At 62.0% G+C, this 25,833-nt stretch carries 24 protein-coding genes; 17 read left to right on the plus strand and 7 right to left on the minus strand.

Annotation, left to right across the window (positions count from 1 at the left end; translation table 11 throughout):
• Window positions 1-89 precede the first annotated feature (89 nt).
• From ACSQ26_RS18025 to ACSQ26_RS18045, 5 genes are read left to right on the plus strand one after another with little or no spacing between them, the layout of a single operon-like run.
• Complete coding sequence (locus ACSQ26_RS18025; RefSeq protein ID WP_436011205.1) at window positions 90-1,343, plus strand: sarcosine oxidase subunit beta family protein; 1,254 nt, start codon at window positions 90-92, stop codon at window positions 1,341-1,343.
• Between the two features lie 18 nt (window positions 1,344-1,361).
• Window positions 1,362-1,631 (plus strand): sarcosine oxidase subunit delta, encoded by a 270-nt coding sequence (locus tag ACSQ26_RS18030; protein WP_436011207.1) that lies wholly within the window; start codon window positions 1,362-1,364, stop codon window positions 1,629-1,631.
• Complete coding sequence (locus ACSQ26_RS18035; protein WP_436011209.1) at window positions 1,631-4,441, plus strand: 2Fe-2S iron-sulfur cluster-binding protein; 2,811 nt, start codon at window positions 1,631-1,633, stop codon at window positions 4,439-4,441. Before ACSQ26_RS18030 ends, ACSQ26_RS18035 begins: the two co-directional genes overlap by 1 nt.
• Window positions 4,434-4,946 (plus strand): hypothetical protein, encoded by a 513-nt coding sequence (locus ACSQ26_RS18040; RefSeq protein WP_436011211.1) that lies wholly within the window; start codon window positions 4,434-4,436, stop codon window positions 4,944-4,946. Before ACSQ26_RS18035 ends, ACSQ26_RS18040 begins: the two co-directional genes overlap by 8 nt.
• Complete coding sequence (locus ACSQ26_RS18045; RefSeq protein WP_436011213.1) at window positions 4,943-5,575, plus strand: TetR/AcrR family transcriptional regulator; 633 nt, start codon at window positions 4,943-4,945, stop codon at window positions 5,573-5,575. Before ACSQ26_RS18040 ends, ACSQ26_RS18045 begins: the two co-directional genes overlap by 4 nt.
• Here ACSQ26_RS18045 and ACSQ26_RS18050 read toward each other — a convergent pair.
• Together ACSQ26_RS18050 and ACSQ26_RS18055 are read right to left on the minus strand one after the other, a co-directional pair.
• The gene (locus ACSQ26_RS18050) at window positions 5,553-6,230 is read right to left on the minus strand and encodes a nucleotidyl transferase AbiEii/AbiGii toxin family protein (protein WP_436015340.1); all 678 of its coding nucleotides are present in this window, start codon (window positions 6,228-6,230) and stop codon (window positions 5,553-5,555) included. The genes ACSQ26_RS18045 and ACSQ26_RS18050 overlap by 23 nt on opposite strands.
• Entirely contained in the window at window positions 6,230-6,505 is a 276-nt protein-coding gene (locus tag ACSQ26_RS18055) for a hypothetical protein (protein ID WP_436011215.1), read from the minus strand. The genes ACSQ26_RS18050 and ACSQ26_RS18055 overlap by 1 nt, the downstream gene beginning before the upstream one ends.
• 143 nt (window positions 6,506-6,648) lie before the next feature.
• Here ACSQ26_RS18055 and ACSQ26_RS18060 point away from each other — a divergent pair, with 143 nt between their 5' ends.
• On the plus strand, window positions 6,649-7,662 hold the full coding sequence (locus ACSQ26_RS18060; protein WP_436011217.1) for an acyltransferase family protein: 1,014 nt from the start codon (window positions 6,649-6,651) through the stop codon (window positions 7,660-7,662).
• Window positions 7,663-7,671: 9 nt separating this feature from the next.
• On the opposite strand, the gene ACSQ26_RS18065 is transcribed toward ACSQ26_RS18060, so the two are convergent.
• Entirely contained in the window at window positions 7,672-8,313 is a 642-nt protein-coding gene (locus tag ACSQ26_RS18065) for a TetR/AcrR family transcriptional regulator (protein ID WP_436011219.1), read from the minus strand.
• A gap of 189 nt (window positions 8,314-8,502) precedes the next feature.
• Here ACSQ26_RS18065 and ACSQ26_RS18070 point away from each other — a divergent pair, with 189 nt between their 5' ends.
• From ACSQ26_RS18070 to ACSQ26_RS18090, 5 genes are all read left to right on the plus strand, one after another.
• A complete protein-coding gene (locus tag ACSQ26_RS18070; RefSeq protein WP_436011221.1) occupies window positions 8,503-10,623 on the plus strand; it encodes an FAD-dependent oxidoreductase in 2,121 nt (706 codons plus the stop codon).
• Window positions 10,624-10,824: 201 nt separating this feature from the next.
• Window positions 10,825-12,102: an MFS transporter gene (locus tag ACSQ26_RS18075; protein ID WP_436011223.1), complete on the plus strand. Its 1,278-nt coding sequence runs from the start codon at window positions 10,825-10,827 to the stop codon at window positions 12,100-12,102.
• Window positions 12,099-13,634 carry a trimethylamine methyltransferase family protein gene (locus ACSQ26_RS18080; protein WP_436011225.1) on the plus strand — a complete coding sequence of 512 codons (1,536 nt, stop codon included), beginning with the start codon at window positions 12,099-12,101 and terminating at the stop codon, window positions 13,632-13,634. The genes ACSQ26_RS18075 and ACSQ26_RS18080 overlap by 4 nt, the downstream gene beginning before the upstream one ends.
• A 249-nt stretch (window positions 13,635-13,883) precedes the next feature.
• The gene (locus ACSQ26_RS18085) at window positions 13,884-14,075 is read left to right on the plus strand and encodes a hypothetical protein (RefSeq protein ID WP_436011227.1); all 192 of its coding nucleotides are present in this window, start codon (window positions 13,884-13,886) and stop codon (window positions 14,073-14,075) included.
• Window positions 14,068-14,733: a Fic family protein gene (locus ACSQ26_RS18090; protein ID WP_436011229.1), complete on the plus strand. Its 666-nt coding sequence runs from the start codon at window positions 14,068-14,070 to the stop codon at window positions 14,731-14,733. The genes ACSQ26_RS18085 and ACSQ26_RS18090 overlap by 8 nt, the downstream gene beginning before the upstream one ends.
• A gap of 41 nt (window positions 14,734-14,774) precedes the next feature.
• Here ACSQ26_RS18090 and ACSQ26_RS18095 read toward each other — a convergent pair whose 3' ends face one another.
• Window positions 14,775-17,678: an aminotransferase gene (locus ACSQ26_RS18095; protein WP_436011231.1), complete on the minus strand. Its 2,904-nt coding sequence runs from the start codon at window positions 17,676-17,678 to the stop codon at window positions 14,775-14,777.
• A 137-nt stretch (window positions 17,679-17,815) separates the two neighbouring features.
• On the opposite strand from ACSQ26_RS18095, the gene ACSQ26_RS18100 reads away from it, so the two are divergent.
• Genes ACSQ26_RS18100 through ACSQ26_RS18110 form a run of 3 tightly spaced genes read left to right on the plus strand, consistent with a single transcriptional unit; the run spans window position 17,816 to window position 19,590 of the window.
• Complete coding sequence (locus ACSQ26_RS18100) at window positions 17,816-18,649, plus strand: DUF6030 family protein (RefSeq protein ID WP_436011233.1); 834 nt, start codon at window positions 17,816-17,818, stop codon at window positions 18,647-18,649.
• A gap of 57 nt (window positions 18,650-18,706) precedes the next feature.
• The gene (locus ACSQ26_RS18105; protein ID WP_436011234.1) at window positions 18,707-19,123 is read left to right on the plus strand and encodes a YeeE/YedE family protein; all 417 of its coding nucleotides are present in this window, start codon (window positions 18,707-18,709) and stop codon (window positions 19,121-19,123) included.
• Window positions 19,124-19,134: 11 nt separating this feature from the next.
• A complete protein-coding gene (locus ACSQ26_RS18110; RefSeq protein ID WP_436011236.1) occupies window positions 19,135-19,590 on the plus strand; it encodes a DUF6691 family protein in 456 nt (151 codons plus the stop codon).
• Here ACSQ26_RS18110 and ACSQ26_RS18115 read toward each other — a convergent pair.
• Window positions 19,587-19,994, minus strand: coding sequence for a DUF2000 family protein (locus ACSQ26_RS18115; RefSeq protein ID WP_436011238.1), 408 nt, complete (start codon window positions 19,992-19,994; stop codon window positions 19,587-19,589). The two genes, ACSQ26_RS18110 and ACSQ26_RS18115, sit on opposite strands and share 4 nt — an antisense overlap.
• A 26-nt stretch (window positions 19,995-20,020) precedes the next feature.
• On the opposite strand from ACSQ26_RS18115, the gene ACSQ26_RS18120 reads away from it, so the two are divergent.
• The gene (locus tag ACSQ26_RS18120) at window positions 20,021-20,902 is read left to right on the plus strand and encodes an AraC family transcriptional regulator (RefSeq protein ID WP_436011240.1); all 882 of its coding nucleotides are present in this window, start codon (window positions 20,021-20,023) and stop codon (window positions 20,900-20,902) included.
• Here the strand turns inward: ACSQ26_RS18120 and ACSQ26_RS18125 are convergent.
• On the minus strand, window positions 20,886-21,335 hold the full coding sequence (locus tag ACSQ26_RS18125) for an RES family NAD+ phosphorylase (protein WP_436011242.1): 450 nt from the start codon (window positions 21,333-21,335) through the stop codon (window positions 20,886-20,888). The genes ACSQ26_RS18120 and ACSQ26_RS18125 overlap by 17 nt on opposite strands.
• Entirely contained in the window at window positions 21,332-21,739 is a 408-nt protein-coding gene (gene parS, locus ACSQ26_RS18130; protein WP_436011244.1) for a type II RES/Xre toxin-antitoxin system antitoxin, read from the minus strand. Before parS ends, ACSQ26_RS18125 begins: the two co-directional genes overlap by 4 nt.
• A gap of 289 nt (window positions 21,740-22,028) precedes the next feature.
• Here parS and ileS point away from each other — a divergent pair, with 289 nt between their 5' ends.
• Together ileS and ACSQ26_RS18140 are read left to right on the plus strand one after the other, a co-directional pair.
• Window positions 22,029-25,010 (plus strand): isoleucine--tRNA ligase, encoded by a 2,982-nt coding sequence (ileS, locus tag ACSQ26_RS18135; RefSeq protein ID WP_436011246.1) that lies wholly within the window; start codon window positions 22,029-22,031, stop codon window positions 25,008-25,010.
• 221 nt (window positions 25,011-25,231) lie between these two features.
• On the plus strand, window positions 25,232-25,831 hold the full coding sequence (locus ACSQ26_RS18140; RefSeq protein ID WP_436011248.1) for a hypothetical protein: 600 nt from the start codon (window positions 25,232-25,234) through the stop codon (window positions 25,829-25,831).
• Window positions 25,832-25,833 lie beyond the last annotated feature (2 nt).

Below are 25,833 nucleotides of genomic sequence, written 5' to 3' on the forward strand. Positions count from 1 at the left end.
ATGGCGGTTCCGCACGTTAAGCCCCTCCCCCTTGTGGGGAGGGGTTGGGGCGGGGAATCCTTCTTCTATTACAGGGAAGCCGCAGCCGCATGACCCGCCACTACTCCCTCCTCTCGCTCATCAAGGAAGGCTTCGCCAACCAGAAGGGCTGGCAGCCTGCCTGGCGTTCGCCGGAGCCCAAGGCGCGCTACGACGCCATCATCATCGGCGGCGGCGGGCATGGGCTGGCGACGGCCTATTATCTCGCCAAGAACCACGGCATCACCAATGTCGCGATCATCGAGAAGGGCTGGCTCGGCGGCGGCAATACCGGCCGCAACACCACCACTATCCGCTCGAACTATTTCTATCCGGAAAGTGCCGCCCTCTACGAGCGCTCGCTGCAGCTCTATGAAGGTCTCTCCAAGGATCTGAACTACAACGTCATGTTCTCGCAGCGCGGCGTGCTGACCATGGTCCATTCCAAGGGCGAGATGGAAATCGCCGCCCGCCTGGTGAATGCCATGCAGATCAACGGCATCGATTCCGAGCTGCTCGATATCGAGGCGTGCAAGAAGATCGTGCCGCTCTACGATTTTTCGTCGAAGAGCCGCTTCCAGGTGCTCGGCGGCGTCTGGCAGGGCCGCGCCGGCGTCGCGCGCCACGATGCGGTGGCCTGGGGCTACGCCCGCGCCGCCGACCGGCTTGGCGTCGATATCATCCAGAATTGCGAGGTCACCGAATTCATCATCGAGGGCGGCCGCTGCCGTGGCGTGATGACCTCGAAGGGACCCATCCGATCCGACAAGGTCAGCCTCTCGGTCGCCGGCAACTCGTCGCAGATGGCGGCCAAGGCGGGCTTCCGGCTGCCAGTGATCTCCTACACATTGCAAGCCTGCGTCTCCGAACCGGTCAAGCCGATCCTCGACACCGTGGTGCTGGCGCCCGCCACCGCGACCTATGTCAGCCAGTCCGACAAAGGCGAGTTGGTGATCGGCGGCGGCATCGACCGCGTGCCATCCTACGCCCAGCGCGGCAACCTGCCGGCGCTCGAAGTGGTGCTGTCCGGCCTGATGGAAATGTTCCCCACCGTCGGCCAGCTCAAGCTGATGCGGCAATGGGGCGGCGTGGTCGACGTGACGCCCGACTCATCCCCGATCATGGGCGAAAGCCCGCTGCCCGGCCTCTATCTCAATTGCGGCTGGGGCACCGGCGGCTTCAAATCCATCCCTGTGGGCGGCGAAATGACGGCCTACATGATGGCGAACGGCAAACACCACGACCTGACCCGACCATTCGACCTCGACCGCTTCCAGACGGGACGGCTGATCGACGAAGCGGCCGGCTCCGGCATCGCGCACTGACGGGAAAGGATCAGACAGATGCAAACCTTCCCCTGCCCCTTCTGCGGCCAGCGCCCGGAAACCGAATTCCACTTCGCCGGCGATCTCGGCAACCTGCGCCCCGAGGGCTTTCTCGAAGTGAGCCCGGAGACCTGGTCGTCCTACCTCTTCGCCCACAACAATCCGCGCGGTGAATCCAAGGAAATCTGGAAGCACCTGACCTGCATGGAAGTCTTCACCATGAACCGCGACACGCTCTCGCACATCGTCAATTCCTCGACGGCCCTGCTGCCGGAAGGAGAAGCGTGATGGGTGCGTATCGACTTGACCAGGGTGGCGCGATCGATCGCTCGAAGCCACTGAGTTTCACCTTCGACGGCCAGTCCGTGCAGGGCTTTGCGGGCGATACCGTCGCCTCGGCGCTGCTCGCCAGCAATATCCGCATCGTCGCCCGCAGCTTCAAATATCACCGCCCGCGCGGCCTCTGGGGTCATGGCTCGGAAGAACCGAATGCGCTGATCGATGTCTCGGGACCGGTCTCCAGTTCGCCGAACAACCGTGCCACGGTGGTCGATGCCGTCGATGGGCTGAAGGTCCGCAGCGTCAACAACGATCCGACTGCCAAAAACGACCGCTTCTCCTATCTCGACCGCTTCTCGCGCTTCATCCCGGCGGCCTTCTACTACAAGACCTTCATCTTCCCGGATTGGCATCTCTACGAGCCCAATATCCGCGAGATGGCGGGGCTGGGCAAAATCGACCGCGACTGGGAGAAGACGGGCCTCGCCACCCAGCGCAATATGCATCCCGATGTCCTCGTGGTCGGCATGGGGCCGGCCGGGCTAAAGGCGGCATTAGAAGCAGCAGAAGCCGGAAAGCGGGTCATTATCGCCGACGAGAAGTCGGGGGCCGGCGGGGCGCTCAGCCATCGCGACCATGGCGCCGAGATCGACGGCAAGCCGGCGCACGAATGGGTCGCGTCCACGGTCGAACGGCTGAAGGAACTTGGCGCCACGCTGCTCACCAACACCACCGCTTTCGGTATCTACGATCACGGCGTCGCGGGCCTCGATCAGCGCCACGGCGATGGCCGCCCGGACACGCTGTGGCGCGTCTACGCCAAGGAGATCGTGCTTGCGACCGGCGCCATCGAGCGCCCACTGCCCTTCGCGAACAATGACCTGCCGGGCATCATGTCCGCCGATGCCGGTCTCGCCTATCTCCGCCGTCATGGCGTCGTGGCCGGCCGCGACATCGTCATCGCCACCAACAATTCCTCGGCACTGGAAGTGGCCGAAGCGTTGGCTGCGGCCGGTACCCGCGTGCTGCTGATCGACAGTCGCGCCGATGCTCCCACGCCCACTGCTTCCGGCATCCGGATGCTCGCCGGGCGCCGCGTCGTCCAAGCCGTCGGTAAGTTGGAAGTGACCGGTGTCGTGCTGGATGACGGAAGCCACATTGCCTGCGATGCAGTGCTCGCCTCGGGCGGCTGGACACCGACCATCCATCTCTATGGCCAATCGAGGGGCAAGCTGCGCTGGGATGAGACGCTGCAAACCTTCGTGCCGGGCACCGAAATCCCCAACCTGAAAGTCGTCGGTGCGGCCAATGGCACGTTCCCGCTTTCGGCTACCGACACCTACTCCATCTCCCCGATCTGGCCCAAGCCCGGCCAGAAGGGCCGTGTCTGGATCGACTTCCAGAACGACGTCACCGCCAAGGATGTCGAACTCGCCGCGCGAGAGAACTTCACATCCGTCGAGCATCTCAAGCGCTACACCACGCTCGGCATGGCGACCGACCAAGGCAAGACGTCGAACCTCAACGGCCTGGCCCTGATGGCCACCATCACCGGCCGCACCATCCCCGAGGTCGGCACCACCACATATCGGCCGCCCTTCACGCCGGTGCCGATCGCGAGCTTCGCGGGCAAGCGCTCCGGCAATTTCTTCAATCCCGTTCGGCGACTGCCGCTGGAGAATGTCCACCGCGCGGATGGCGCCGTGTTCTGGGATTACGGCGGCTGGCTGCGTCCCGCCTTCTTCGGCAAGGGCGACGCCGATGCCGAGATCGCCCGCGAGGTGCGGCAGGCCCGCGAGACGGTCGCGCTGTTCGACGGCTCGACGCTCGGCAAGATCGAGGTGATCGGCCCGCAGGCGGCCGAATTTCTCGATTTCATGTTCTACAACACCGTCTCGACGCTGAAGCCGGGCAAGTGCCGCTACTGCTTCATCCTCACCGAAACCGGCATCGTTTATGACGATGGTGTGCTGGTGCGACTGGCGGACGATCATTTCGTGGTCTCCTGCTCGTCCTCGCATGTCGCCGGCGTGCATTCGATGCTCGAAGACTGGCGGCAGGATCGTTTTGACCGAAAGAAGGTCTACATCCACAACGCCACCGCCAATTATGCGACGCTGACGGTCACCGGCCCGCGCTCGCGCGACTTGCTCTCGACCATCGCCTTCGATGCGCCGCTCGACGACGCGACGCTACCGCATATGTCGCTGGTCCATGGCAGCTATCGTGGCGATCCCGTGCGCATCACGCGCGTCAGCTTCACCGGCGACCGGTCTTACGAAATCACCATCCGCGCCGATCGGGCCGAAGCCCTGTGGAAAGAATTGAAGCAGCGCGGCCGCGCCTTCGATGCGGTGCTGATGGGCTCCGAAGCGCTGCTCGTGATGCGCGCCGAGAAAGGTTACATCATCGTCGGCAAGGACACCGATGGCCTGACGCGGCCGGCCGATATGGGACTGCACGGCCCGCTCAAGAACAAGAAGGTCGAGTTCCTCGGCAAGCGTTCGCTCATGATGGACGATGCGCAGCGTGAAGATCGCAAGGAATATGTCGGTCTCGAAGTGGCCGATGGCGGCGGCATGCTGGCCGCTGGCGCCCACGGCGTGGAATGGATAGGCGGCAAGCATCGCTCGATCGGCTATGTCACTTCGAGCTATATGAGCCCGACGCTCAACCGGCCGATCGCGCTCGGCCTGATCGAACGCGGCATCAGCCGGCAGGGCGAGATCATCGACGTGAGGCACATGGGCGAGGTCCGCAAGGCGCGCATTGTCGGCCCGAGTGCCTTTGATCCAGAAGGAGGGCGGCTCAATGCGTGATTTGACCTCAAGCTGGCCTGATGTGCCCGACTGGCGCAGCGCGAACATCGATCGCAACGGGCTCGTTGCGCGGACCATCGATGTTGGTCCGCAGCATCTGATCAGCGGCAATCTGGCGGGATTTGCCACAGCGGCTAGTCTGGCCGACACAGGCATCGGCGCCTTTGGCGCGGCCAGCGGCGAACGCTATGCCCTGCGGATCGCCCGCGACCGCATGCTCGTGGTCAATGCACCGGCATCCAGCACGCCGCCCGGCTGGCACGCCGACGGCTATGCCGTGACCGATGTCAGCGCCATGTATCATGTCTTCGAGTTCGACGGTTCGGGCCTAGAGGACCTCATCGCCGAAGCGATGTTCGTCGATCCGCGCGCCAAGAGCCCGAGTGCTGCGACGATGTTTGCCGGCCAGCAGGCGATCGTCTACCATCATGAGGGCCGGCTTCGCGTTCATGTCGAACGCGGCTTTGCGCCCTATATCTGGCAATGGCTGGAGGCACGCGATTGACGGCGACGGCTGTGAGCGAGGAAGGTGGCCGGTCCACCAAGGAGGACTGGCTCGCCCGCGCGATCCATGCGCTCGTCAATCACGGCATCGATGAGGTCAAGGTGCAGGTGATCGCCCGCGAGCTCAACGTCTCGCGGTCGAGCTTCTACTGGTTCTTCGAAAGCCTGAAGGACCTGCACAACCAGCTGCTCGACCACTGGCTGAAGATCAATACCGGCCCGATGATCGAACGCGCCAACCGCCCGGCGCCGACCATCATCCGCGCCATCATCAACGTCTTCGAATGCTGGACCGACGAAAGCCTCTACGACCCCAAGCTCGACATGGCCGTCCGCCTCTGGGCTCGGCGCTCCGACGAGGTCAAGGCTGTGGTCCGCCTCGCCGACAGCCAGCGGCTCGAAGCCGTCGCCAGCATGTACCGGCGCTACGGCTATGACGAGGAAGACGCGCTGATCCGCGCCCGCGTGCTCTATTTCACCCAGGTCGGGCATTACGTGCTGGAAGTGGATGAAGACCTTGAGACGAGACACGGGCACGTGGCGGCGTATCTCAAGAGCTTCTCGGGGCAGGACCCGACGGAGGAGGATATCGAGGTGTCGCGGCGGTTTACGTTTCGGATGCAGGGGTAGAGCGAGCCAGCGCTTCTCTCAAAATCTCGCTGGCAACTTCTACGGCATTGCCTGCCATGTGCCTGAACGCGGGCCTGATACGAAGCTCGGCAATAACATCGATTATGAACTGGGTATCGCTCCTGGAGATTTGCGCGAGCGCAAGCTCGACCTTCTGCCTGTGTTCAGCAAGTGCGCTGACAATCTCATTGCGATGACTCGGACTTGCCGCCGCAATGTCAAATATGTCTCGTGGCGCTATGCGGGATCCGCGATAAAAAATCTTCTTGGTGATTATCTCTGCAACGGTTTCGAGCATGACCTGACGGCCTTCCAGCACGACCCGCAGCGCGGGTTGCTCCGTCACATGGGTGCAAACGATGAAATCGATCTCCCCCACTCCATCGAATACCATTTTCAGGAACCCGGTGCCGTCGCCTGAATAGTCGGATGGCGCCATGCTAAAGTCGAAATTCTGTCTGGCCGGATCGAGATAGGGCAGAAGCTGATGGTCATCCAGGAAGATATCGATATCGTCGGAATCCCGATGGCCAATCTGCAGCATCAGCGCAGTGCCGCCGCCAAACGTCCACTCATCGATTATCTGATGCTCGCGATTGACCTGATCAATTAAATCACAGGCCAACAGAAAGAGCTTCTCCCATTGCGCGGCCATCAAGCTGCGACATCACCGGCCCAGTGCATGCCCGACCACGTATCGAACAGGGCAGCAGCCGCACTGAGCATATCCAAAGAGATATCGTGGGAAAGCGCGAACTTCCGTTGCAAATCTATATCGACATCATAAAAAAACGAGGACATCGGGCCAAGAGCCGTTCGCATACTGGTCGGCGCGCGTAGGCAAGCGACGAGTGCCGCCGTATCCAGCTTTTTGCTGTAGGGCGCATTCACCGTCGCAAGTACCAGAGAGTCTACATTCACCTTGGCCATGGTCTGATTATGCCACTTCCCGCGGATTGCGGCAACGTGCTCCCCGTCTCATCGCATCACGCCCCGCACCGCAATCATTGACCGATCCTTAACCGGCCTCGCCTAATGTCCGGCTTCGCCTGACATTGAAGGGCTCCGGGATCATGGCACAGGAATTTCGCATCGCGAGCCTGGATGGGTTGCGCGGCATTGCCGCGTCCGCCGTGGTCTTCTCTCACCTGCCGTTCTTCTACCCTTCCATGCACAGTTGGATGAAGGTGAGCGTCGGCGACGAGGCGGTTGCGATCTTCTTCTCGCTCAGCGGCTTCCTGATGTCGCTGCTCTACAGCAACCGGCCCGTCGATGCGGGCAACTACCTGGTTCACCGCTTCGCCCGCATCTACCCGGTCTATGCCGTTGCCGTGCTGTTCGTTGCCGTTCTGTCGATTGCTTATGCGGATTACATCCAGCCGCTCCACGGCGTCGGGCAGATCGTGCGGCACCTCGCGATGCTCGGCTCTACAGGCGTGTTCTGGTCGATACCACCCGAGATTCAGTTCTATCTCTTCTTCGTGCTGCTGTGGCTTTGGTTCCAGAATCCGGTCCGCTACCAGTGGATTGGTGTCCTCATCGCAGTGATCCTGGCGGTCGATGCCTATATGGGCTTTAGCGGACCCGGCATATTGCTCACGTCGAAGCTTCCCTATTTCCTGCTCGGCGCACTTGCGGGGCGTCTTTTCGCGATCCAGAAGACGCGGCCGGACGGTCCGGTCACCGGCATCGCTGCGCTCGCCCTTCTCGCCTTCTTCTTCCTCTGCCGCAGCCTGATCCCGACCGAGACGACATTCTGGGGACTGACCTCGGCATTGATCGGCACGGTCATTGTCTATCTGGCTGCATGCAGCAACCGGATCTCGGAAGCGGTGCTCGCCAGCCGGCCGCTTGTGTTCATCGGCAAGATCAGCTTTTCACTCTACCTGTTCCATGTACCGGTGATCTTCATCGGCACGCGGCTGCTGGGCGAATTTCTGCCGGTTGAACCGGCGCTGTTGCTCTCGATCCTGCTCGCCTATGGCTTCGCCTGGGCGAGCTACACTGTGATCGAGGATCCCTCGCGCAGAATCCTGACCGGGCTGTGGAAAAATCGCCCGCAGAGGCTGCCGGCACCGGCGGAATAGGCTGCGGGCTCACCCATAAGCCCCCCGCCGCAACCCCTCGATCCACCGGCGGCACATATCCACGCCGTCTTCCGGGCGGAATGCATTCGGGTTGAGGCACCAGGCCATCCACAGGCCGTCCATGAGGGCGCTGAAAGCCTTGGCGGTGAGGTTGACGTCGGCGACAACGAAATTCTCGGCGCGGGCGAGGCTTGAGATCAGCCCTTCGACCGCTGCCACATAGTCGGAATATTCATGTTGCTGCGAGGCGCTCATGCGTGGCGAATGCAGGATCAGGCCCCAGAACACGACCCAGACTCCAAGCACATCGCGGTCCATCATGATCGGCGAGAAGGATGCCGTGATGAAGGCATCGAGCCGCGCCTGCGGCGTCGGCTCCGCCGCATCGACCGCTTTCAGGATTTCCTTGAGCAAGCCGTCCGACATGATGTCAAAGGCATAGGCCACGAGTTCGTTGATCTCGCCGAAATGATGGGTGATCAGGCCTTGTGTCACGCCCGCCTCGGCGGCGATCTGCCGCACCGAGACACCGGCATTGCCGTTCTTGCGGATGCAGCGCAAGGCCGCCTCGCCGAGTTGCCGCCTGCGGTCCTCGGGCGCCTCGCGATGGAAGCGTGCGCGCGGCTTGGCCTTCTGCTTCGTCGATGCCACGACCTATCATCCTGTTTCGAAATCGAAATCCGCCTCACGAATATCGCGTTAATCCATGTCGTGCAACCCCGCTGATTTCAGTGACTTCGGCGCTTGCTATACGATCTTATAATTTCTCTTGCGGAAACGAGAATCGGTGTCTATCCTGAACACTCAACGACCGGTCCATGCGGTCGAGGGGATCACGACATGAATATGATGACGAAGCCGGGAAGCCGGCCGGAAAGCAGATATGATATCCTGTTTGAGCCGGTCAGGATCGGCCCGGTCACCGCGCCCAACCGTTTCTACCAGGTGCCGCACGCGTCGGGCATGACCAACGCGCTGCCGCGCGTCCGGGCCAAGTTCCGCGAGACCAAGGCCGAGGGTGGCTGGGGCGTGATCTGCACCGGCGCCTGTTCGATCGACCTCTCCTCGGACGACGCGCCGCTGCCGATGGCGACGATGTGGGACGACAACGACATCAAGGCGCATGCGCTGATGACGGACGCCGTGCACAAGCACGGATCGCTGGCCGGCGTCGAGCTCTGGCATGGCGGCGCCTCGGTGATGAACCGGCAGACACGCGTCGCGCCGCTCTCGCCGTCGGGCATTCCGTGGATGGCGACGCATGTCGGCTTCATGGGAAATCTGCGCCCGAAGACCATGGACAAGCAGGATATCCGGGACGTGCTACGCTGGCAGGCCGAGGGTGCCCGCAAGGCGCGGACGGCGGGCTTCGACGTGGTCTATGTCTATGCCGGCATGGGCTATCTCGGCTACGAATTCCTGCTGCCGGAATACAACCACCGCACCGACTGTTATGGCGGCTCGATCGCCAACCGCGTCCGCTTCGTGCGCGAGATGATCGAGGTGACCAAGGACGCAGTCGGCCAGCATTGCGGCGTGGCACTGCGGATTTCGCTTGAGGAACTGCGCGCCAAGATCGGTGTCCATCATCCCTCCGAAGCGCATGAGGTCATCGAGCTTCTCGCCGATGTCCCCGACCTCTTCGACGTGAAGATGGATTCCTCTCCGACGGACTGTTCCGCCTCCCGTTTCACCGGCGAGGGCAGCCATGAGCCGGTGATCGATTTCGTCAAGCAACTGACCGACAAGCCCGTCGTCGGCGTCGGCCGCTTCACTTCGCCCGATACGATGGTCGGCCAGATCAAGCGCGGCGTGCTGGATTTCATTGGCGGCGCGCGTCCCTCGATCGCCGATCCGTTCCTGCCAAACAAGATCCGAGAAGGGCGGATGGACGAGATCCGCGAATGCATCGGCTGCAATATCTGCATTTCGAGCTGGCATGACGGCGTGCCGGTGCGTTGCACCCAGAACCCGACGGCGGGCGAGGAATGGCGGCGCGGCTGGCATCCGGAAAATCCCGGCAAAACCGAGACCCCGACCCGCGTGCTGGTTATCGGTGGCGGGCCCTCGGGGCTGGAAGCCGCGCTAACGCTCGGCCGTCGCGGCCATGAGGTGACGCTGGCCGACCGATCGAGCGCCTTCGGCGGCCGGTTGACATTCGAGAAGACCTTGCCGGGCCTGGCTGCATGGAACCGCGTGGTGGATTACCGCCTCGGCCGATTGCAGCAGATGACCAATGTCGAGATGTATCTCGAAAGCGATCTCGGCATCGACGAGATCATCGACCTCGCGCCCGATCATGTGCTGGTGGCGACCGGCGCGCGTTGGACCAACTTCCTCTATTCCTCGATGGAAATCCCAGTCGGCCGGCTTGAGCATCCGAATGTCTTTACCCCCGACGACATCGCCGCCGGGCGCCTGCCCGAGGGGCCGACGCTGGTCTTCGATTTCGACAATTATTACATGGGCGGCGTCATCACCGAGCACCTGGCGGCACAGGGCATTCCGGTGACTTACGCGACGCCGGCCGGACAGGCCTCGGCCTGGACGATCATGACCAACGAACTGCCGCTGGTGGCCCGGGCGCTCAACAAGCGTAACGTTCCGGTCCGGACGCTTGAGCTGGTTTCGGCTTTTGACGGTGAAATGGTCACCCTCTCGAACATCTTCACCGGCGAGAAGACCATGCTCGACTGTCGAAACGTGGTCATCACCGGCCTGCGCCTGCCGCGCGCCGAACTCTTCGATGCGATGACCGCGCGTGAGGCGGATCTCAAGGCCGCCGGTATCAAGAGCTTTTCGCTGGTCGGCGATGCGCTGGCGCCGGGCGCGCTTGCACATGCGGTCCATTCGGGCCATCGTGCCGCACAGGAGCTTGGCCTCGGCGCGCTGCCATTCCGCCGCGATGCGCCGATCGTCGAATTCGAACCGTCCTATACGTCGAGCAAGGGCGACGGATAACGGAGGGCTCATGAACTTGGCCCTGCGGGCACCCCCTCATCCGGCCCTTCGGGCCACCTTCTCCCCGCCGGGGAGAAGAGGGAGGGATGCCACGCCGTCTCGATCCTCCTCTCCCCTCGGGGAGAGGTCCGCCGAGCGAAGCGGAGGCGGGGTGAGGGGGAAGCCGCGCATACAACACTCGAACCAAGGACTCTCTAACCAATGACGACAGAAGCCCCGTCCATTTCCCCATGGTCGATTGCATCGCCGCTGGCCGGCGGGGCGATCCATGCCATGGGCTCGGGGCTGTTCCATACCCTGATCCCGCTCAGATTGATCGCCGATGGCTATGGCGCAAACGTGGTCGGCCTCGTGGTCGGTGCGGAGGGCGCTGGCTTCCTGATCGGATGCATCGGTTCGACCCGGCTGATCCGCTCTGTCGGCGAGGTGCGGGCCTACGCAGCGCTTTCCGCGATCTCCGCCGTGCTGATCATGGCCTGGGGGTTCAGCCCGCATCTGGGCCTGCTGATGCTGATCCAGGCGGCGATCGGCTTTGCCAATGCCGGACAGGCGGTGGTAATCGAGAGCTGGATGAATGCCATGGTCTCGAATGCCAATCGCGGCCGGGTGCTGACGCTCTATGTGCTGGTCATCGGCCTGTTCTATGGCCTTGGCCAGCTGCTCGCGTCCGATATCGCACCCGGTGGGTTTCCGCTGCTGATGATCGCCGCATCGTTCTACACGATCGCGCTGGTGCCGGTGACCGCCGTCTGGGTCGGCGAGCCGCAGTTGCATGTACAGGTGGGCGTGCGGATATTCCGCGCTTTCCGGACATCGCCGATCGGCGCTCTGGCCTGCCTGATGACCGGCCTCATTTCCTCGACCTTCCTGTCCATCGGTCCGCTCTATGGCCTCGATCTTGGTTTCCAGCAGGGCCAGATCGTGCTGATGATGGCGGCGACGCAGCTCGGCGCGCTCTTCCTGCAATTCCCGCTCGGCTATCTCTCCGACCGGCTCGACCGGCGCGCCATGATGTTCTGGCTGTCGCTGGTGCTGGCAGCACTCTGCGGCGCCATGGTCTTCCTCGACGCGGCCATGCCGTTCTGGATCTTCATCGTTGCCTTCTCGCTGTTTGGCGGCCTGACCGAGATCTTCTATCCGCTCGGCGTGGCGCATGCCAATGACAAGGCCGACCCGGAGGAATTCGTGACGCTGTCGTCCAATCTCCTGCTGATCTGGGCGTTCGGCGGCACGATCGGTCCGGCGTTGATCTCGACGGGCGTCAAGCCCTTCGGCGCGGAGATTTTCTTCTACTATTCGATCACGCTGGCGCTGCTGTTTGCCGCCTTCGCTCTCTGGCGCCGCTTCCGCCAGCCGCGCTCCAAGTCGCGCGAGGCCTTCGTCGCATACCCGCAGACATCACCGCAGCTCTACGAATGGGCGCCGCATACGCCCGCCGGCGAAGACCAGAATCCGAACCCCGAGGAGAACAAGCCATGACGAGACAGGCAGGAGGCCGCCGCGAACGGCGGACGACGGGCGGGGTGAGGCAGGTCAGGTTCGGCGCGGCCGAGAACCGCTATCCGCCGATGAACATCCTGAGCCAGGACGAGATCGAGAGCATCCATCTTTCCTCGCTCCGGCTGCTCTCGGAGACCGGCATGGAGGTGATGCATGACGAGAGCCGCAAGCTTTTGAAGGAGGCTGGCGCGACCGTCGATGAAGCCAATCAGCGCGTCCGTTTCGATCCTGACATGATTGCCGAGAAGATTCGCACGGCGCCTTCGAGCTTCACTTTGCAGGCGCGTAATCCAGCCAAGAACCTCAAGGTCGGTGACGGCAGCCTGATCTTCGCCGCGACCGGTGGACCGGCCTTCGTCTCCGATCTCGATCGCGGCCGCCGCGCCGGCAACTACGCCGACATGGTCGATTACATCAAGGTCGTCCAGAGCCTCAACGTCATCCACCAGGAAGGCGGCTGCCCCTGCGAGCCGACTGATCTGGCGCCGGATTCCCGCCATCTCGATTTCTATGATGCCGCGATCCGCTATACCGACAAGAACTGGCAGTGCTGGGCACTCGGCGGCTACCGGGTCGAGGATGCGATCGAGATGCTGTCGATCGCGCTCGGCCAGAGCCGTGACGAGTTGCGCAAGAACCCGGCAACGCTGACGATCGTCAATTCCAATTCGCCGCTCCGGCTCGATATCCCGATGGGGGAAGGACTGTGCGCCATGGCCCGCGCCGGCCAGCCGGTGGCGATGACGCCGTTCACGCTCTCGGGCGCGATGAGCCCGGTGACCATCGCCGGCGCGCTGACCCAGCAGAATGCCGAAGCGCTGGCGCTGATCGCGCTCTCGCAGATCGTCGCGCCCGGTGCACCCGTGCTCTATGGCGGCTTCACCTCGAATGTCGACATGCGCACCGGCGCGCCCGCCTTCGGCACGCCGGAATATGCCAAGGCGCAATTCGCCTCGGGCCAACTCGCAAGGCGCTACAATGTGCCGTTCCGCTCCTCCAACGTCACGGCCTCGAACGCCGTGGATGTGCAGGCGGCCTACGAAAGCGGCATGTCGCTCTGGTCCACCATCCTCGGCGGCGTGAACCTCATCGAACACGCAGCCGGCTGGCTGGAGGGCGGGCTGACCGCCTCGTTCGAAAAGCTGATCCTCGACGCCGAGATGCTGCAGATGATGCGCAGTTTCCTCGACCCGCTGGTGGTGGACGAGGCAAGCCGCGCCGTCGATGCGATCCAGGATGTCGGCCCCGGCGGCCATTTCTTCGGCACCCAGCACACGCTGCTCCGCTTCGAGCATGCCTTCTACGAGCCGATGCTGTCGGACTGGCGCAATTTCGAAAACTGGTCGGAGAGTGGCGCGAGAACCGGCACCGAGCGGGCGAATGCGATCTGGAAGGAGTTGCTCAGGACCTATGAGGCACCGCCACTCGACGAAGCGATTTCGGAAGAGTTCGACGCCTATGTGGCACATCGCAAGGAGCAGATCGGCGCGGGGAAACTGAACGCGGCGTGAAGGGGTTGTTGAGACCGCCGTCTGGAAAACAGGAAAAATTTCACCATCTATCTTGCATCGAACAAGAGGAACCCAGCCAGCCCCGCACCATTCTCCTTGAATAGCCTAGCGAAATGGCATGTTTGTCCGGTGATTGGGTGCAACAGGCTTCCCATATTGGCTGTCACAATCAATCCATGCACATTGTTTCGGATTGAACCGGCACCAAAAACAGTTTCTAAGAAGGCGGAGAATGAAGAGGAAGTCCCTATGAACGAGCCCCTGCGAAATCTTCTGGAAGCCGCACGTAAAGTGACTCAGACGAAGAGCGATTTGGAGATTCAACGTCGTAGCTTCGCATATGGCAATACGCACTTCGAAAACAGCACTATAACGCGCGAAATGGTGAACAAGATCGCCGATGAAATGCCTCTGTCTCACGGCATAGAAAAAAATGACTGAGGAGGACCGCCGCCACAGTGTGGCAAGCGAAGCCTATCTTATCAATGATGAGCAGCAGCGGGCTGAAGCTGAGGCCAGAAACGGCCTCAGGCAATTCGACCTAGCCTGCCAAATGATAATGGACGCGATCGACAGAGGCGAAAATTGGAAGCTTCGGCCATCCGCGATTCTGGCGCTCCATCGAGTTGCTTTGGAAGGAATTAGTTCTTACGCTGGTAACTTCAGGCCGTCGGATGTCGAAATTCAAGGCAGCCGCCACAAGCCGGTTCAAGCATTCCAAGTTGCAGAGCTGATCGAAGACCTTTGCGACTACGTCAATCAAAATTGGGACAAGACTGCGATCCATCTCGCTGCATATGTAATGTGGCGACTGAATTGGATTCATCCGTTTAGTGATGGCAATGGTCGCACATCGAGAATGGTTTCCTATTTGGTGCTTTGCGTCAAGGAGCGACTACTTCTCCCGGGCAAAAATACCATTCCCGATCAGATTGTAGACAACCGCAACCCATATTTCGAAGCTCTCGAAGCCGCCGACGCTGCGGCGGACCGAAATGAGGTCGATCTGTCTAAGATGGAAGACTTGATCGAGAGCATGCTTGCCATGCAACTGGCGAGCGTGCTTGAGAGAGCAAGTGGTAAGAACTACCTAACTTAATCGTTTTCTCCATACCGTTGCCGATGCGGCAATAGTAGCGCCTACCACCCCTCCTCCAGCACCTTTGCCACCATCTCCACGAAGAAGTCGGCACTGTCCTTGGTGAGGCACATCGGTGGCTTGATCTTGAAGACATTGAGATGGTCGCCGGTCGGCTGCATGATGACGCCGAGGTCGAGCAGGCGGTCGCAGATCGCCATCGTCTCCTTCGTGGCGGGCGCAAGCGTCTCGCGGTCGCGCACCAGTTCGAGCCCGAGATAGAGGCCCATGCCATGCACGGCGCCGACGATCGGAAAACGCTGGCCGAGCGCCTTCAGTCGCTCCTTGAGATAATCGCCGACCTCGCGGGCATTCTCCTGCAGACCCTCGTCCCGCATGATGTCGAGCAGCGTGTTGCCGACGGCGCAGCTCACCGGGCTGCCGCCGGCGGACGAGAAGAAATAGCCCTCGCGCCCGAATAAATCGGCGATCGCCCGCGTCGTGATCACCGCGCCGAGCGGCTGGCCGTTGCCCATGCCCTTGGCGATGGTGATGATGTCGGGAACCACGCCTTGCTCCTCGAAGCCCCAGAAATAGTGACCGAGCCGGCCGTAACCGACCTGCACCTCATCGGCGATGCAGACGCCGCCGCGTGCGCGGACGAGGCGATAAACCTCCTTGAGATAGCCCGGCGGCAGCGGAATGCCGCCGGCATTGCCATAGACGCTTTCGGCGATGAAGCCGGCAAGCGGCTGGTCCGTCACATCGAGCTTGCTCAGTTCGTGCTCGACCTCAGCAACGTAGCGGGCAGCCGATTCCGCCCCTCGGTATGGTCCGCGATAGGTGTTCGGCGCCATCACCGGATGCACCCAGTCCGGCCGCGTTTCCCGCGCCCGTGGATTGTCGGCGATCGATGTGGAGACCGCGTCCGATGCCACGGTCCAGCCGTGATAGGCTTCAAGCAGGCTGACGATGTTGCGCGCCCCGCTATGCGCCCAGGCAAGCCGAAGCGCGAGATCGACCGCCTCCGAGCCGCTATTGACAAGGAACACCGTATCCAGCCCCTCGGGCGCGAGCGCCGCCAGCCGCGACGAGAATTCGGCCACGCCTTCATAGTGAAACCGCGAATTGGTATTGAGCCGCGCCCACTGCCGCCGCACCGCTTCGACCAACCTGGGATGCCCATGGCCGGCGATCGTCACATTGTTGACCATGTCGAGATAGGCGCGACCGGTGACATCGAACATATGCTCGCGGCTGCCGCGTTCGATCTGCGGCGGATGCTTGTAATAGTTCTTCTGCGGCCGGGCGAAATGAGCGTTGCGGCTTTCGAGAATGGCTTCGCTCCGCGGTTCGAGCGCGGCGCAATCGAAACCCAGCACGCGGCTGGGATCGATCAACACCTGCCGCCAAGCGCTGGCATGCTGCGGCAGACAGAACGGCTGCGGTTCGACATCCGGCCCGCGCGCGAGCCAGACGCGCAGGATGCCACCGTCGCCGACGGTTCCCAACTCCTTGCCTTCGCCGACTTCGCCCGTGGCGCTCGCCTCCAGCCCTTCGAGCAAGAGCACGATCTCTGCGCCAACCAGCCGGTGCCGGCCGCCTGCAATCTCGGACAATTCGCCTTCGAAGGGTGCCGCAACCCGGGTGCCCGAGGGAACGCAGAGATCGGTGAACAGCGCATGCGTGGCCGGAGCAGACGATGCGCAGGTCCTTGTCTCCGACAAGCGATATTCGCCGTAGCGCGTCGCGGCATAGCCGGTATCGATTGCCGCCGACCGCAGGATCTTGCGATCGATGCCCGCCGTCAGCCAGTTGAACCTGTCCCAGTCATCGGATTGCGGATCGAGCGAGATGAGCCTGACGTCGCCCGTCGGCACCGTCGGCAGCAGCGGCGCGAACGCGCCCCCGACAGCGGTCGGTTCGGTACCCGTGGCACGCATGATCGCGACCCGCATCACGCCATACGGCACCGACGTCGCCACGCGAAAGATCTCGCGTTCGTTTTCCAGGTTCCGCTGCACATATTCGTTGTCCGGATCGACCGCGAGCTGCTGCTCGCCGGCCGCCATCAGCAGGCAGGCACGCTGCACGATCAGCGGCCAGAGCGCACCCAGCTCGTCGTCCGTCAGCGGATAGATGCGTTGAAACGCGCGGATTGCCGGTAGTATGTAGAACGGATCGCCATCGGCATGATGCAGCAGCGAGGCGCAGCAGACGGCGAGTTCGGCCACCACCCAGCCATAGACGAGGTCGCCGAAATCGATCACCCCATTGGGGATCGGGTGGCCGTCGGCATCCGGCCTGGCCACCACATTGTCGTCGGTGATATCGTGATGGATCGCCTGGATGCGCAGGTTTGGCGCTGCTTGGCGCACATGCTGATCGGCATCATGGAGCATTGTCCTGATACGGTCCCGTATCTCCGCGTCCATCACCTGCGGCAGCATGTGTTCAGTCACCTGCACCACGCGCCTGAGATCCCACTGCACCGAGCGGTCGAGCCCCGCATGTCGGAAATCTTCAAGCCCGCGCACGACGTTCGCCACCAGTGCGCCGAGCGCCCCACGCGTCCGTTCGCTGAGATATTTCCGCCGGGTCAGCGGCTCGCCGTCGAGAAATTCGAGAAGCCGTGCAAGATAGTGCTCGCCCCGCACGATCAGCGGCATGATTTCCTGGCCATCGACCGATTGGCCGACATCAGGCACCAATATGCCCTTGGCCCGCAAGTGCTTCATCGCCGCGTTCTGGGCATCGAGTTCGACCGTGCCATAGGCGGCGCGGTTGATCTTCAGCACGTAGCGGCCGTCATCGGCGTCGATGCGGTAGTTGCGGTCCTGCTGGCTGCCGAGTTCCGCGATGCGGCCATTCAGCCCGTAGCGCTCGGCGAGGATTGTCCCGGCATCGACCACCGAAATATCGGGCCGCGGCAGGTCTGCGCGGTCAAGGGCGGCCGTATCGGTCATTGCAGAAGACTCCCAAGGGCATTTTCTTGTCGAATTTCCGAGCTTAGTGCGAAGATCACCGCAAATTCAACCCGCCATACACTTATTGCGGTGTATCCCTAAGGCAGACACACGAACCGGAGCCCGGCAGCGCGAATATGGAGCAACAGCCTCGAAAGAGACGCGGAGCACTGATCTTCTCGCTGGTTTTCCTGGCCGTGGCGGGTGCAATCGCGGCGACCGTGCTGCTCGCCAACGACCGGCGCAATCTCAACCTTGTGCTCCGCGAATTGGGCATCGATACACGCGTCATGGTCATCCCCAAGCCAGGCACGATGGAGGCTTTCAAGGGCAAGCGGCTGCAGGGCGTGGCAGTCCTGCTGCCCGAAAACACGTTCACGCCGCCGGTCAAGATGCGCGAAAGCGCCTTCATGCGCAGCATGCAGAAGAGTGGCGAGGCGCTCTGCCAACTCTTCCGCAAGGAAGGCTTCGACATGACCCCATGGGCTGCCAGCAGCCTGTCGCAGCAGGTGTTCGAGTGCTCAAGCGAAACCACGCTGCCCAATGCCGCCGATCCCGCCAATCCATCGACGTTCTTTCTCATCGTCAAGGGCACGGCCGACGGCCAGTTGCTGTCGACCCGCGCGAAACTCATCTTCAGCGAAGCGGACCAGCGCCCGCCGCTTGCCGCCGGCGCGGCCCGGATGCTTGCTCTCTTCGGTACATATACCAACTGGCTCGATCTCACCGAGGAAGCGCCCAAGGTCGCATCGCTCACGACATTCTCACTCAGCAATTTCGGCATCAGCGTCAAATTCTCCAGCGAATTCTCCGGCGAAGGGCGCTATAATCTGATCATCGCGCCATCCTCGCCGCTCCAGCCGGCACAACAGCGCACACGGGATTTCTTCACCCGGAAGAATTACTGGCCGCTGCTGCCCGAACATGGCGGCCCGCCGATCAAGGCGGCGGAAGAGACGCCCGAGGGCTGAGCGGTTGCGCTATTCCGCAATCCATATAATTTATCGATTTTTGTATGAGGATCACGGATGACCGACTTCACTCCATGGACGGCCATGGCTGGCGGCCTGCTGATCGGCCTGTCGGCCGTCTTGCTGATGGCGTTTCACGGCCGCATCGCCGGCCTGAGCGGCGTGCTCGGCGGCCTGCTGCCGCCCTTCTCGTTCGACTGGCAATGGCGCGTGGCGTTCCTCGCGGGTGCCGTCATCGGGCCGGCGATCTATATGGCATTGGCAGGACCGATCGAATTTTTCGTCCCGGCGGGACCGACGGCGCTCGTCATCGGTGGCCTGATCGTCGGCATCGGCGTGACCTTCGGAAACGGCTGCCCATCCGGCCATGGCGTATGCGGCATGGCCCGGCTGTCGCCGCGCTCTTTCGTGGCGACGCTGACCTTCATGGCAACCGCGCTGGTCACCGTGTTCCTGCTCCGCCACGTGTTTTGAGGAGAACGATGATGAAATATCTTTCGGCCCTTCTCATCGGCGCCATCTTCGGCCTCGGCATCGTGATTTCAGGCATGGGCAATCCGGCCAAGGTGCAGAATTTCTTCGATCTCGCCGGGACCTGGGATCCGAGCCTCGCCTTCGTCATGGGCGGCGCGCTCGCCGTGGCGCTGCCCGGCTATGCGCTGATTTTCCGCCGCCGCCAGGAGCCCGTGCTGGAACCGGCCTTCAGTCTTCCCACGCGCAGCACCATAGATGCACGGCTGGTCGGCGGCTCGGCCGTTTTCGGCATCGGCTGGGGCATTGTCGGCTTCTGCCCAGGCGGCGCCATTCCGGTGATCGGCCTTCTCGACCCGAGCGTCTTCATCTTTGTCGCCGCGATGATCGCGGGAATGGTGGTCGCCCGCATGGCGAGCGGCATCCTGAACGACAGGGCGCGAGCATCGGAAGTGGCGGCCTCCGGCTAGGCATGCATCTTCGCACCCCTGCTGATCTTGTCGGCCGTCTTCTTCGGCGCCCGGAAGGCGAGCCCGACGAGCTTCGCGTCTTCGGGTGCATATTCGGCGAACACCGCGCGATTGGCGGTGTCGTGATCGGTCGCAAACATCTCCTCGATATAGGCTGAGGCGGTGACTTCGCGTTCGAGGCATTTGCGATGCGCGCCTGCCATCGTGTCGGCGCTGGCCGACAACACGACGACAGGCTGGATGCTCATCGGATTGTAGACATGGCCGGCGCGATCGCGATAGGCCTCGCCGATGAGGGTGGGTGACTGCGCCGCAATGCCCGTCATCAGGAAGGCCGTGACATTCAGTTCCTGCCAGGGCTTGAGATCGTCGCGCAGCATGACCACTATCTTGGTGTCGAACAAGGATGCTTCCTCCGGTGAAACCTGACATGACGCGGGAATTAGGACAGGCAGGGCCACGGGGTCTTGAACGTTTGTGCGAAGACGCAAGCGGCGACCACATCATCCACGATGCCGGGATATCGGGCCTCGAGCGCATCGACGTCTCGATCTCGCGCTACACCTACGAACCACACCGCCATGATACCTACGGCATCGGCGTGACGCTCGAGGGCGTGCAGACTTTCAACTATCGTGGCGCCAGGCGCATATCCACTTCAGGCAAATGCATCATCCTGCATCCTGATGAAGTGCATGATGGTGCGGCCGGCGATGAGACAGGCCTGCATTACCGGATGTTCTATCTCGATCCGGCGCTTCTCGGCGCAGCACTCGCGCCGCTCGGCGAAACACTGCCCTTCGTATCGACGCCGGTGATCGAGGATGCCGAATTGCAGCAGCTTTCGCTTTCCGTTCTCGATATGAATGACACAGAATTTTCAAGCCTGCAGGTCGACGGCTTCGTGGCCGAACTGGCGCCTATTCTCCTGAGGCTGGCGCATTGCCGCAGCCCGAAAACCAGTGCTGCGCCGGCCAAACATCTTCACGCCGTTCGCGATTATCTCGATGCCAACCGCTTCGATCAGGTTAGCTCCGGCGAATTGGAAGATGTAGCCGGCCTCGACCGCTTCACCATCGCGCGCCAGTTTCGCCGCCAATTCGGCACCAGCCCGCACCGCTACCTCCTGATGCGCCGGCTGGCGAGCGCCCGCGAACGCATCTCGCTCGGCCAGCCGCTCGCCGATATCGCCGCCGACACCGGCTTCGCCGACCAGGCGCATTTTTCCCGGCATTTCAAGAAGGCCTATGGCATGACGCCGGGGCGTTGGGCGATGCTTGCGGCGGGTGGTGTTGTCAGGGAGCGCGCTTGAACAGTCGCTGATCGAAAGGCAGCAGGTGCTTTTCCTCAATCCGGATACGATCGGCCGCGGGATGATCCGGATTGATGAGAATATTGCGTGCAAGCGGCATCACGATCGAAGGCACGTCAAGGAGACAGTATTGGCCCCCGCCGAGTACCATGGACCCGAGTGCCCTGGTGAAATCCGAACTGTCCAGCTTGTTCTTGGGTTCGTTGGCGATATAGGTCGGCAAGTCGTCCGGACAGAAAATTTTCAAGACCTGATACGTGCTGGCCATTTCTTCCGGGTCTATATGGACGATTATTTCCAGAAGCGCAGTAGCAGGATGGTCCGAGCAATAGACGACCGGAATGCCTTGTTTGTGCCAGCGGCCGTCACTTAACAGGCCACCCCGGCCCGACAGGTCGGCATGAGCCGATATTCGCCAAATGTAGCGGCTCAAATGTAGATACCATACTCGATGCGGTATAGCTCCTCTTCCACGAGCCGCGCTCCCGTCTCGGAAGCCAGCAAATCGAGAGGCACCACTCCATTCAGCGCGCGTGAAGGTTTTCTCAGCCAGCGCTGGGCTTTGGCCCGCTCGCCGAAGATGCGATCGGCCATTTCGCTGATGTGGATGATGCGCTGAACATTATCGTTCTCCCGGACAGTCAGCGGCTCCTTCTTCTGCAAGCGCCTTGCCAGCGTGCGGCGCGGCGCCACAAGCTTGTAGAGTTCTTCGCTCGAAAAGCCGTAATCCTTCAATTCTTCGATCGATCGGGCATCGAATTGCTTCACGGTTTCTCCACCGGCAATTCTGATCAGTTCCTCGACTGTCGTTTTGTGCTGTGTTGGCAAAGCCACCATCTTGATCCCCGCAAGTGCCAGTTGCCAGCCATTCTATGCGCACTTTGTCAAACATGCAATCTCGCTGGCATCTTCCCCCTTCCCAATCCCGCCAAAACCCTCTAAGTACCGCGCCGATATGCGCACGATACGGCTTTGGATCATTTCCCGAATTATAAGCCCGGCCTTCGCCGCCTGATTGGCGGGAGCGAAGGTCCGGGACTTGAGGCGTTTCGCCTATAAAGCCGATCACACACGATTTCCGAAATTTGCGCGCCAGCTGAGCCGCGCCTGCCGAAATGGTCCTCAAATGAACGAAGCCACCCAAAAGAACGATTATTCTGCAACCCTTTACCTGCCGCAGACGGATTTCCCGATGCGCGCCGGCCTGCCACAGAAGGAGCCCGAGTTCGTCGCCAAGTGGCAGGAGATGGAGCTCTACAAGAAGCTCCGCGCCTCCGCCGCCGGCCGCGAAAAGTTCGTGCTGCATGACGGCCCGCCCTATGCCAACGGCAATATCCATATCGGGCATGCGCTCAACAAGGTGCTGAAGGACGTCATCACGCGTTCGTTCCAGATGCGCGGCTATGACGCCAACTATGTACCGGGCTGGGATTGCCACGGCCTGCCGATCGAGTGGAAGATCGAGGAAGCTTATCGCGCCAAGGGCAAGGACAAGAACGAGGTTCCGGTCAACGAATTCCGCAAGGAATGCCGCGATTTCGCGCAGAACTGGATCAACATCCAGTCGGCCGAATTCAAGCGCCTCGGCATCGAGGGCGATTTCGAGCGCCCCTATACGACGATGAATTTCCACGCGGAATCGCGCATCGCCGGCGAATTGATCAAGATCGCGATGAGCGGCCAGCTCTATCGCGGCTCGAAGCCGATCATGTGGAGCGTGGTCGAGCGCACGGCCTTGGCCGAGGCCGAGGTCGAGTATCAGGAATATGAGAGCGACACGATCTGGGTGAAGTTTCCACTGCTTGACAGATCGTATCATCGCCGCCTGGACGGGAACGGCCTTGGCATTGTGGCTCTAAGCGACTCCTCCGATGAACTCCAAGCAGAACATCAAATGTATGTCGTCATCTGGACGACTACGCCCTGGACCATCCCTGGCAATAGAGCAATCTCATTTTCCTCGAGGATCGCTTACGGCGTGTACGAAGTCGAAACTGCCGAGAACTCATTCGGACCTCAGCCGGGTGAAAAGCTCGTCTTGGCTAAGCGGCTGGCTGAGGATTGCGCTGCGAAAGCCAAGGTCTCCCTTAAGCTAATTGCCGAAATTGAACCCCACGGGCTTGACGACGCGACATGCGCCCATCCCTTCAAGGGTCTCGGCGGCGGCTACGAGTTCCCCGTCCCTCTCCTCGAAGGCGACCACGTCACCGACGACGCCGGCACTGGCTTCGTCCACACCGCGCCGGGCCATGGCCGCGACGACTTCGAGATCTGGATGCACCATGCCCGCGACCTCGAAGCACGCGGCATCTCGTCGAAAATCCCCTTCACCGTCGATGACGGCGGCTTCCTCACCGAGGACGCGCCGGGCTTCGGCCCCAATGCTGAGGGCGGTGCCGCTCGCGTCATCGATGACAATGGCAAGAAGGGCGATGCCAACAAGCGTGTGATCGAGCAGCTGATCGCCCACAACGCGCTCTTCGCGCGCGGCCGGCTGAAGCACGAATATCCGCATAGCTGGCGCTCCAAGAAGCCGGTGATCTTCCGCAACACACCGCAATGGTTCGTCTATATGGACAAGGATTTCGGCGATGGCTCCACGCTGCGTTCGCGCGCGCTCAAAGCCATCGACGAGACCCGCTTCGTGCCCGCCGCCGGCCAGAACCGGCTGCGCGCGATGATCGAGCAGCGGCCGGATTGGGTCCTGTCCCGTCAGCGTGCCTGGGGCGTGCCGATCTGCGTCTTCGCCGACGCCAAGGGCAATGTCCTGCAGGACGAAACCGTCAACCGGCGCATCCTTGAAGCCTTCGAAACCGAGGGCGCCGATGCCTGGTTCGCCGCCGGCGCCAAGGAGCGTTTCCTCGGCAACGCCCACGATGGCGAGCAGTGGCAGATGGTCACCGACATCCTCGACGTCTGGTTCGACTCGGGCTCGACCCACACGTTCACGCTGGAAGACCGTCCCGACCTCAAATGGCCGGCCGATGTCTATCTCGAAGGCTCCGACCAGCATCGCGGCTGGTTCCACTCGTCGCTGCTCGAAAGCTGCGCCACGCGCGGCCGGGCGCCCTATGATGCCGTGGTGACCCATGGTTTCATCATGGACGAGAAGGGCGAGAAAATGTCGAAGTCCAAGGGCAATGTCACCGCGCCGCAGGACGTGATGAAGGATGCCGGCGCCGATATCCTGCGCCTCTGGGTCATGACCTCGGACTATGCCGAAGACCTTCGCGTCGGCAAGGCGATCATCCAGACCAATGTCGATGCCTATCGCAAGATCCGCAACACGATCCGCTGGATGCTCGGCACGCTGGCCCACGATCATGGCGACGAGATCGCCTATGCCGATCTGCCCGAGCTCGAAAAGCTCGTGCTGCACCGGTTGGCCGAACTCGACCAGCTGGTCCGCTCCGGCTATGACGAATTCGACTTCAAGAAGATCGCCCGTGCGCTCACCGATTTCGCCAATGTCGAGCTCTCGGCCTTCTATTTCGACATCCGCAAGGACGCGCTCTATTGCGATGCGCCGTCGAGCGACAAGCGCCGCGCAGCCCTCTTCGTCATCCGCAAGCTGTTCGATTGCCTCGTGCTGTGGTTCGCGCCGATGATGCCGTTCACCACGGAAGAGGCCTGGCTGTCGCGCGATCCGTCGGCGGCGTCGGTGCATCTTGAGCAGTTCCCGGCTATCCCGGCGAACTGGAAGAACGATGCTATCGCCGAGAAGTGGAAGAAGATCCGCACCGTGCGGCGTGCGGTCACCGGCGCCCTGGAAATCGAGCGCAAGGACAAGCGTATCGGCTCGTCGCTCGAAGCCGCCCCGGTCGTTCACGTCTCCGACTCAGCGTTGTTGTCGGCGCTTGCCGGTCTCGACTTCGCGGAGATCTGCATCACGTCCGATATCACCGTGGTCGAGGGTGCCGGCCCAGTTGGTGCCTTCCGTGCCGAAGATGTCGCAAATGTCGCGGTTGTCCCCGCTCTCGCCGAGGGCACCAAATGCGCCCGCTCCTGGCGGATTACCAAAGACGTTGGATCGGATCGTGAATATCCGGATGTCTCGGCACGCGATGCCGCAGCCTTGCGGGAACTCGCGGCACTCAAGGCCGCATGATCCACAGGAATGTCCGGCTTTCGGGGCCTGATATTCGAGCGTTTCTGCAACACGTCGCCCCGCATTGCCTGATGCGGGGCATGTCGCATTTGGGAATCGTTTGCACTTTTGCGGTATCTTCGGTAAAAGCGCCTGAAAATGGCCGGATTTCTGCGGCACCGCATGAATGGGTTGTTAACTTTTACTGACATCGCCGGAAGGGCTTGGACGGAATGACAGGAATGTATCGCGTGGGCACCTTGGTCGTGCTTTTGGGCGTAGCCTTGGGCGCGTCGAGCTGCATGGGTCCGACCTACGGCACCGACAAGTCCTCCGGTGAACAGCTGGTCGATGACCTCGGCGATGCCATGTCCATCACGCCGAAGAAGCGGCCCGAGGCTCTGGCCTATCAGCCCCGCGGCGCCCTGATTAAGCCCGCCGATCCCACCAAGCTCGTCGAGCCGCAGAAGGATCTCGCTTCAACCGAGAACAACCCCGCCTGGCTCGAAAGCCCGGAACAGACGCGCGCCCGCCTCAAGCAGGAAGCTGACGACAACGCCGACAATGGCAGCTATCGTTCGCCGCTCGCCGTCTCGGTCACCGAGGGCAAGGTCAAGTCGCCCGAGCAGCAGCGTCTCGAATTCCGCGAGGCCCGCAAGATCCAGGACGGCCGCGAGAACAAGCGCCGCTTCATGAGCGATCCGCCGCTTGAATACCGCAAGGTCGATGATCCGGCGAAGCTCGCCGATCTTGGCGAATCCGAAGCGGCCAAGGAAAAGGCCCGCAAGAAAGAAGCCGCGATCGCCGGTACCGGCACCCAGTGGTGGCAACTCTGGAATTGATG

It is taken from the genome of Rhizobium sp. LjRoot254, assembly GCF_964254105.1.
Lineage (GTDB): Bacteria > Pseudomonadota > Alphaproteobacteria > Rhizobiales > Rhizobiaceae > Rhizobium_E.

What these genes read in the sequence shown, in the direction of transcription:
- ACSQ26_RS18025 (WP_436011205.1), top strand. Translation starts at nt 90, where the DNA reads ATGACCCGCCACTACTCCCTCCTCTCGCTCATCAAGGAAGGCTTCGCC.
- ACSQ26_RS18030 (WP_436011207.1), top strand. Translation starts at nt 1,362, where the DNA reads ATGCAAACCTTCCCCTGCCCCTTCTGCGGCCAGCGCCCGGAAACCGAA.
- ACSQ26_RS18035 (WP_436011209.1), top strand. Translation starts at nt 1,631, where the DNA reads ATGGGTGCGTATCGACTTGACCAGGGTGGCGCGATCGATCGCTCGAAG.
- ACSQ26_RS18040 (WP_436011211.1), top strand. Translation starts at nt 4,434, where the DNA reads ATGCGTGATTTGACCTCAAGCTGGCCTGATGTGCCCGACTGGCGCAGC.
- ACSQ26_RS18050 (WP_436015340.1), bottom strand. Translation starts at nt 6,230, where the DNA reads ATGGCCGCGCAATGGGAGAAGCTCTTTCTGTTGGCCTGTGATTTAATT.
- ACSQ26_RS18055 (WP_436011215.1), bottom strand. Translation starts at nt 6,505, where the DNA reads ATGGCCAAGGTGAATGTAGACTCTCTGGTACTTGCGACGGTGAATGCG.
- ACSQ26_RS18060 (WP_436011217.1), top strand. Translation starts at nt 6,649, where the DNA reads ATGGCACAGGAATTTCGCATCGCGAGCCTGGATGGGTTGCGCGGCATT.
- ACSQ26_RS18070 (WP_436011221.1), top strand. Translation starts at nt 8,503, where the DNA reads ATGAATATGATGACGAAGCCGGGAAGCCGGCCGGAAAGCAGATATGAT.
- ACSQ26_RS18075 (WP_436011223.1), top strand. Translation starts at nt 10,825, where the DNA reads ATGACGACAGAAGCCCCGTCCATTTCCCCATGGTCGATTGCATCGCCG.
- ACSQ26_RS18080 (WP_436011225.1), top strand. Translation starts at nt 12,099, where the DNA reads ATGACGAGACAGGCAGGAGGCCGCCGCGAACGGCGGACGACGGGCGGG.
- ACSQ26_RS18085 (WP_436011227.1), top strand. Translation starts at nt 13,884, where the DNA reads ATGAACGAGCCCCTGCGAAATCTTCTGGAAGCCGCACGTAAAGTGACT.
- ACSQ26_RS18090 (WP_436011229.1), top strand. Translation starts at nt 14,068, where the DNA reads ATGACTGAGGAGGACCGCCGCCACAGTGTGGCAAGCGAAGCCTATCTT.
- ACSQ26_RS18095 (WP_436011231.1), bottom strand. Translation starts at nt 17,678, where the DNA reads ATGACCGATACGGCCGCCCTTGACCGCGCAGACCTGCCGCGGCCCGAT.
- ACSQ26_RS18100 (WP_436011233.1), top strand. Translation starts at nt 17,816, where the DNA reads ATGGAGCAACAGCCTCGAAAGAGACGCGGAGCACTGATCTTCTCGCTG.
- ACSQ26_RS18105 (WP_436011234.1), top strand. Translation starts at nt 18,707, where the DNA reads ATGACCGACTTCACTCCATGGACGGCCATGGCTGGCGGCCTGCTGATC.
- ACSQ26_RS18110 (WP_436011236.1), top strand. Translation starts at nt 19,135, where the DNA reads ATGAAATATCTTTCGGCCCTTCTCATCGGCGCCATCTTCGGCCTCGGC.
- ACSQ26_RS18120 (WP_436011240.1), top strand. Translation starts at nt 20,021, where the DNA reads ATGACGCGGGAATTAGGACAGGCAGGGCCACGGGGTCTTGAACGTTTG.
- parS (WP_436011244.1), bottom strand. Translation starts at nt 21,739, where the DNA reads ATGGTGGCTTTGCCAACACAGCACAAAACGACAGTCGAGGAACTGATC.
- ileS (WP_436011246.1), top strand. Translation starts at nt 22,029, where the DNA reads ATGAACGAAGCCACCCAAAAGAACGATTATTCTGCAACCCTTTACCTG.
- ACSQ26_RS18140 (WP_436011248.1), top strand. Translation starts at nt 25,232, where the DNA reads ATGTATCGCGTGGGCACCTTGGTCGTGCTTTTGGGCGTAGCCTTGGGC.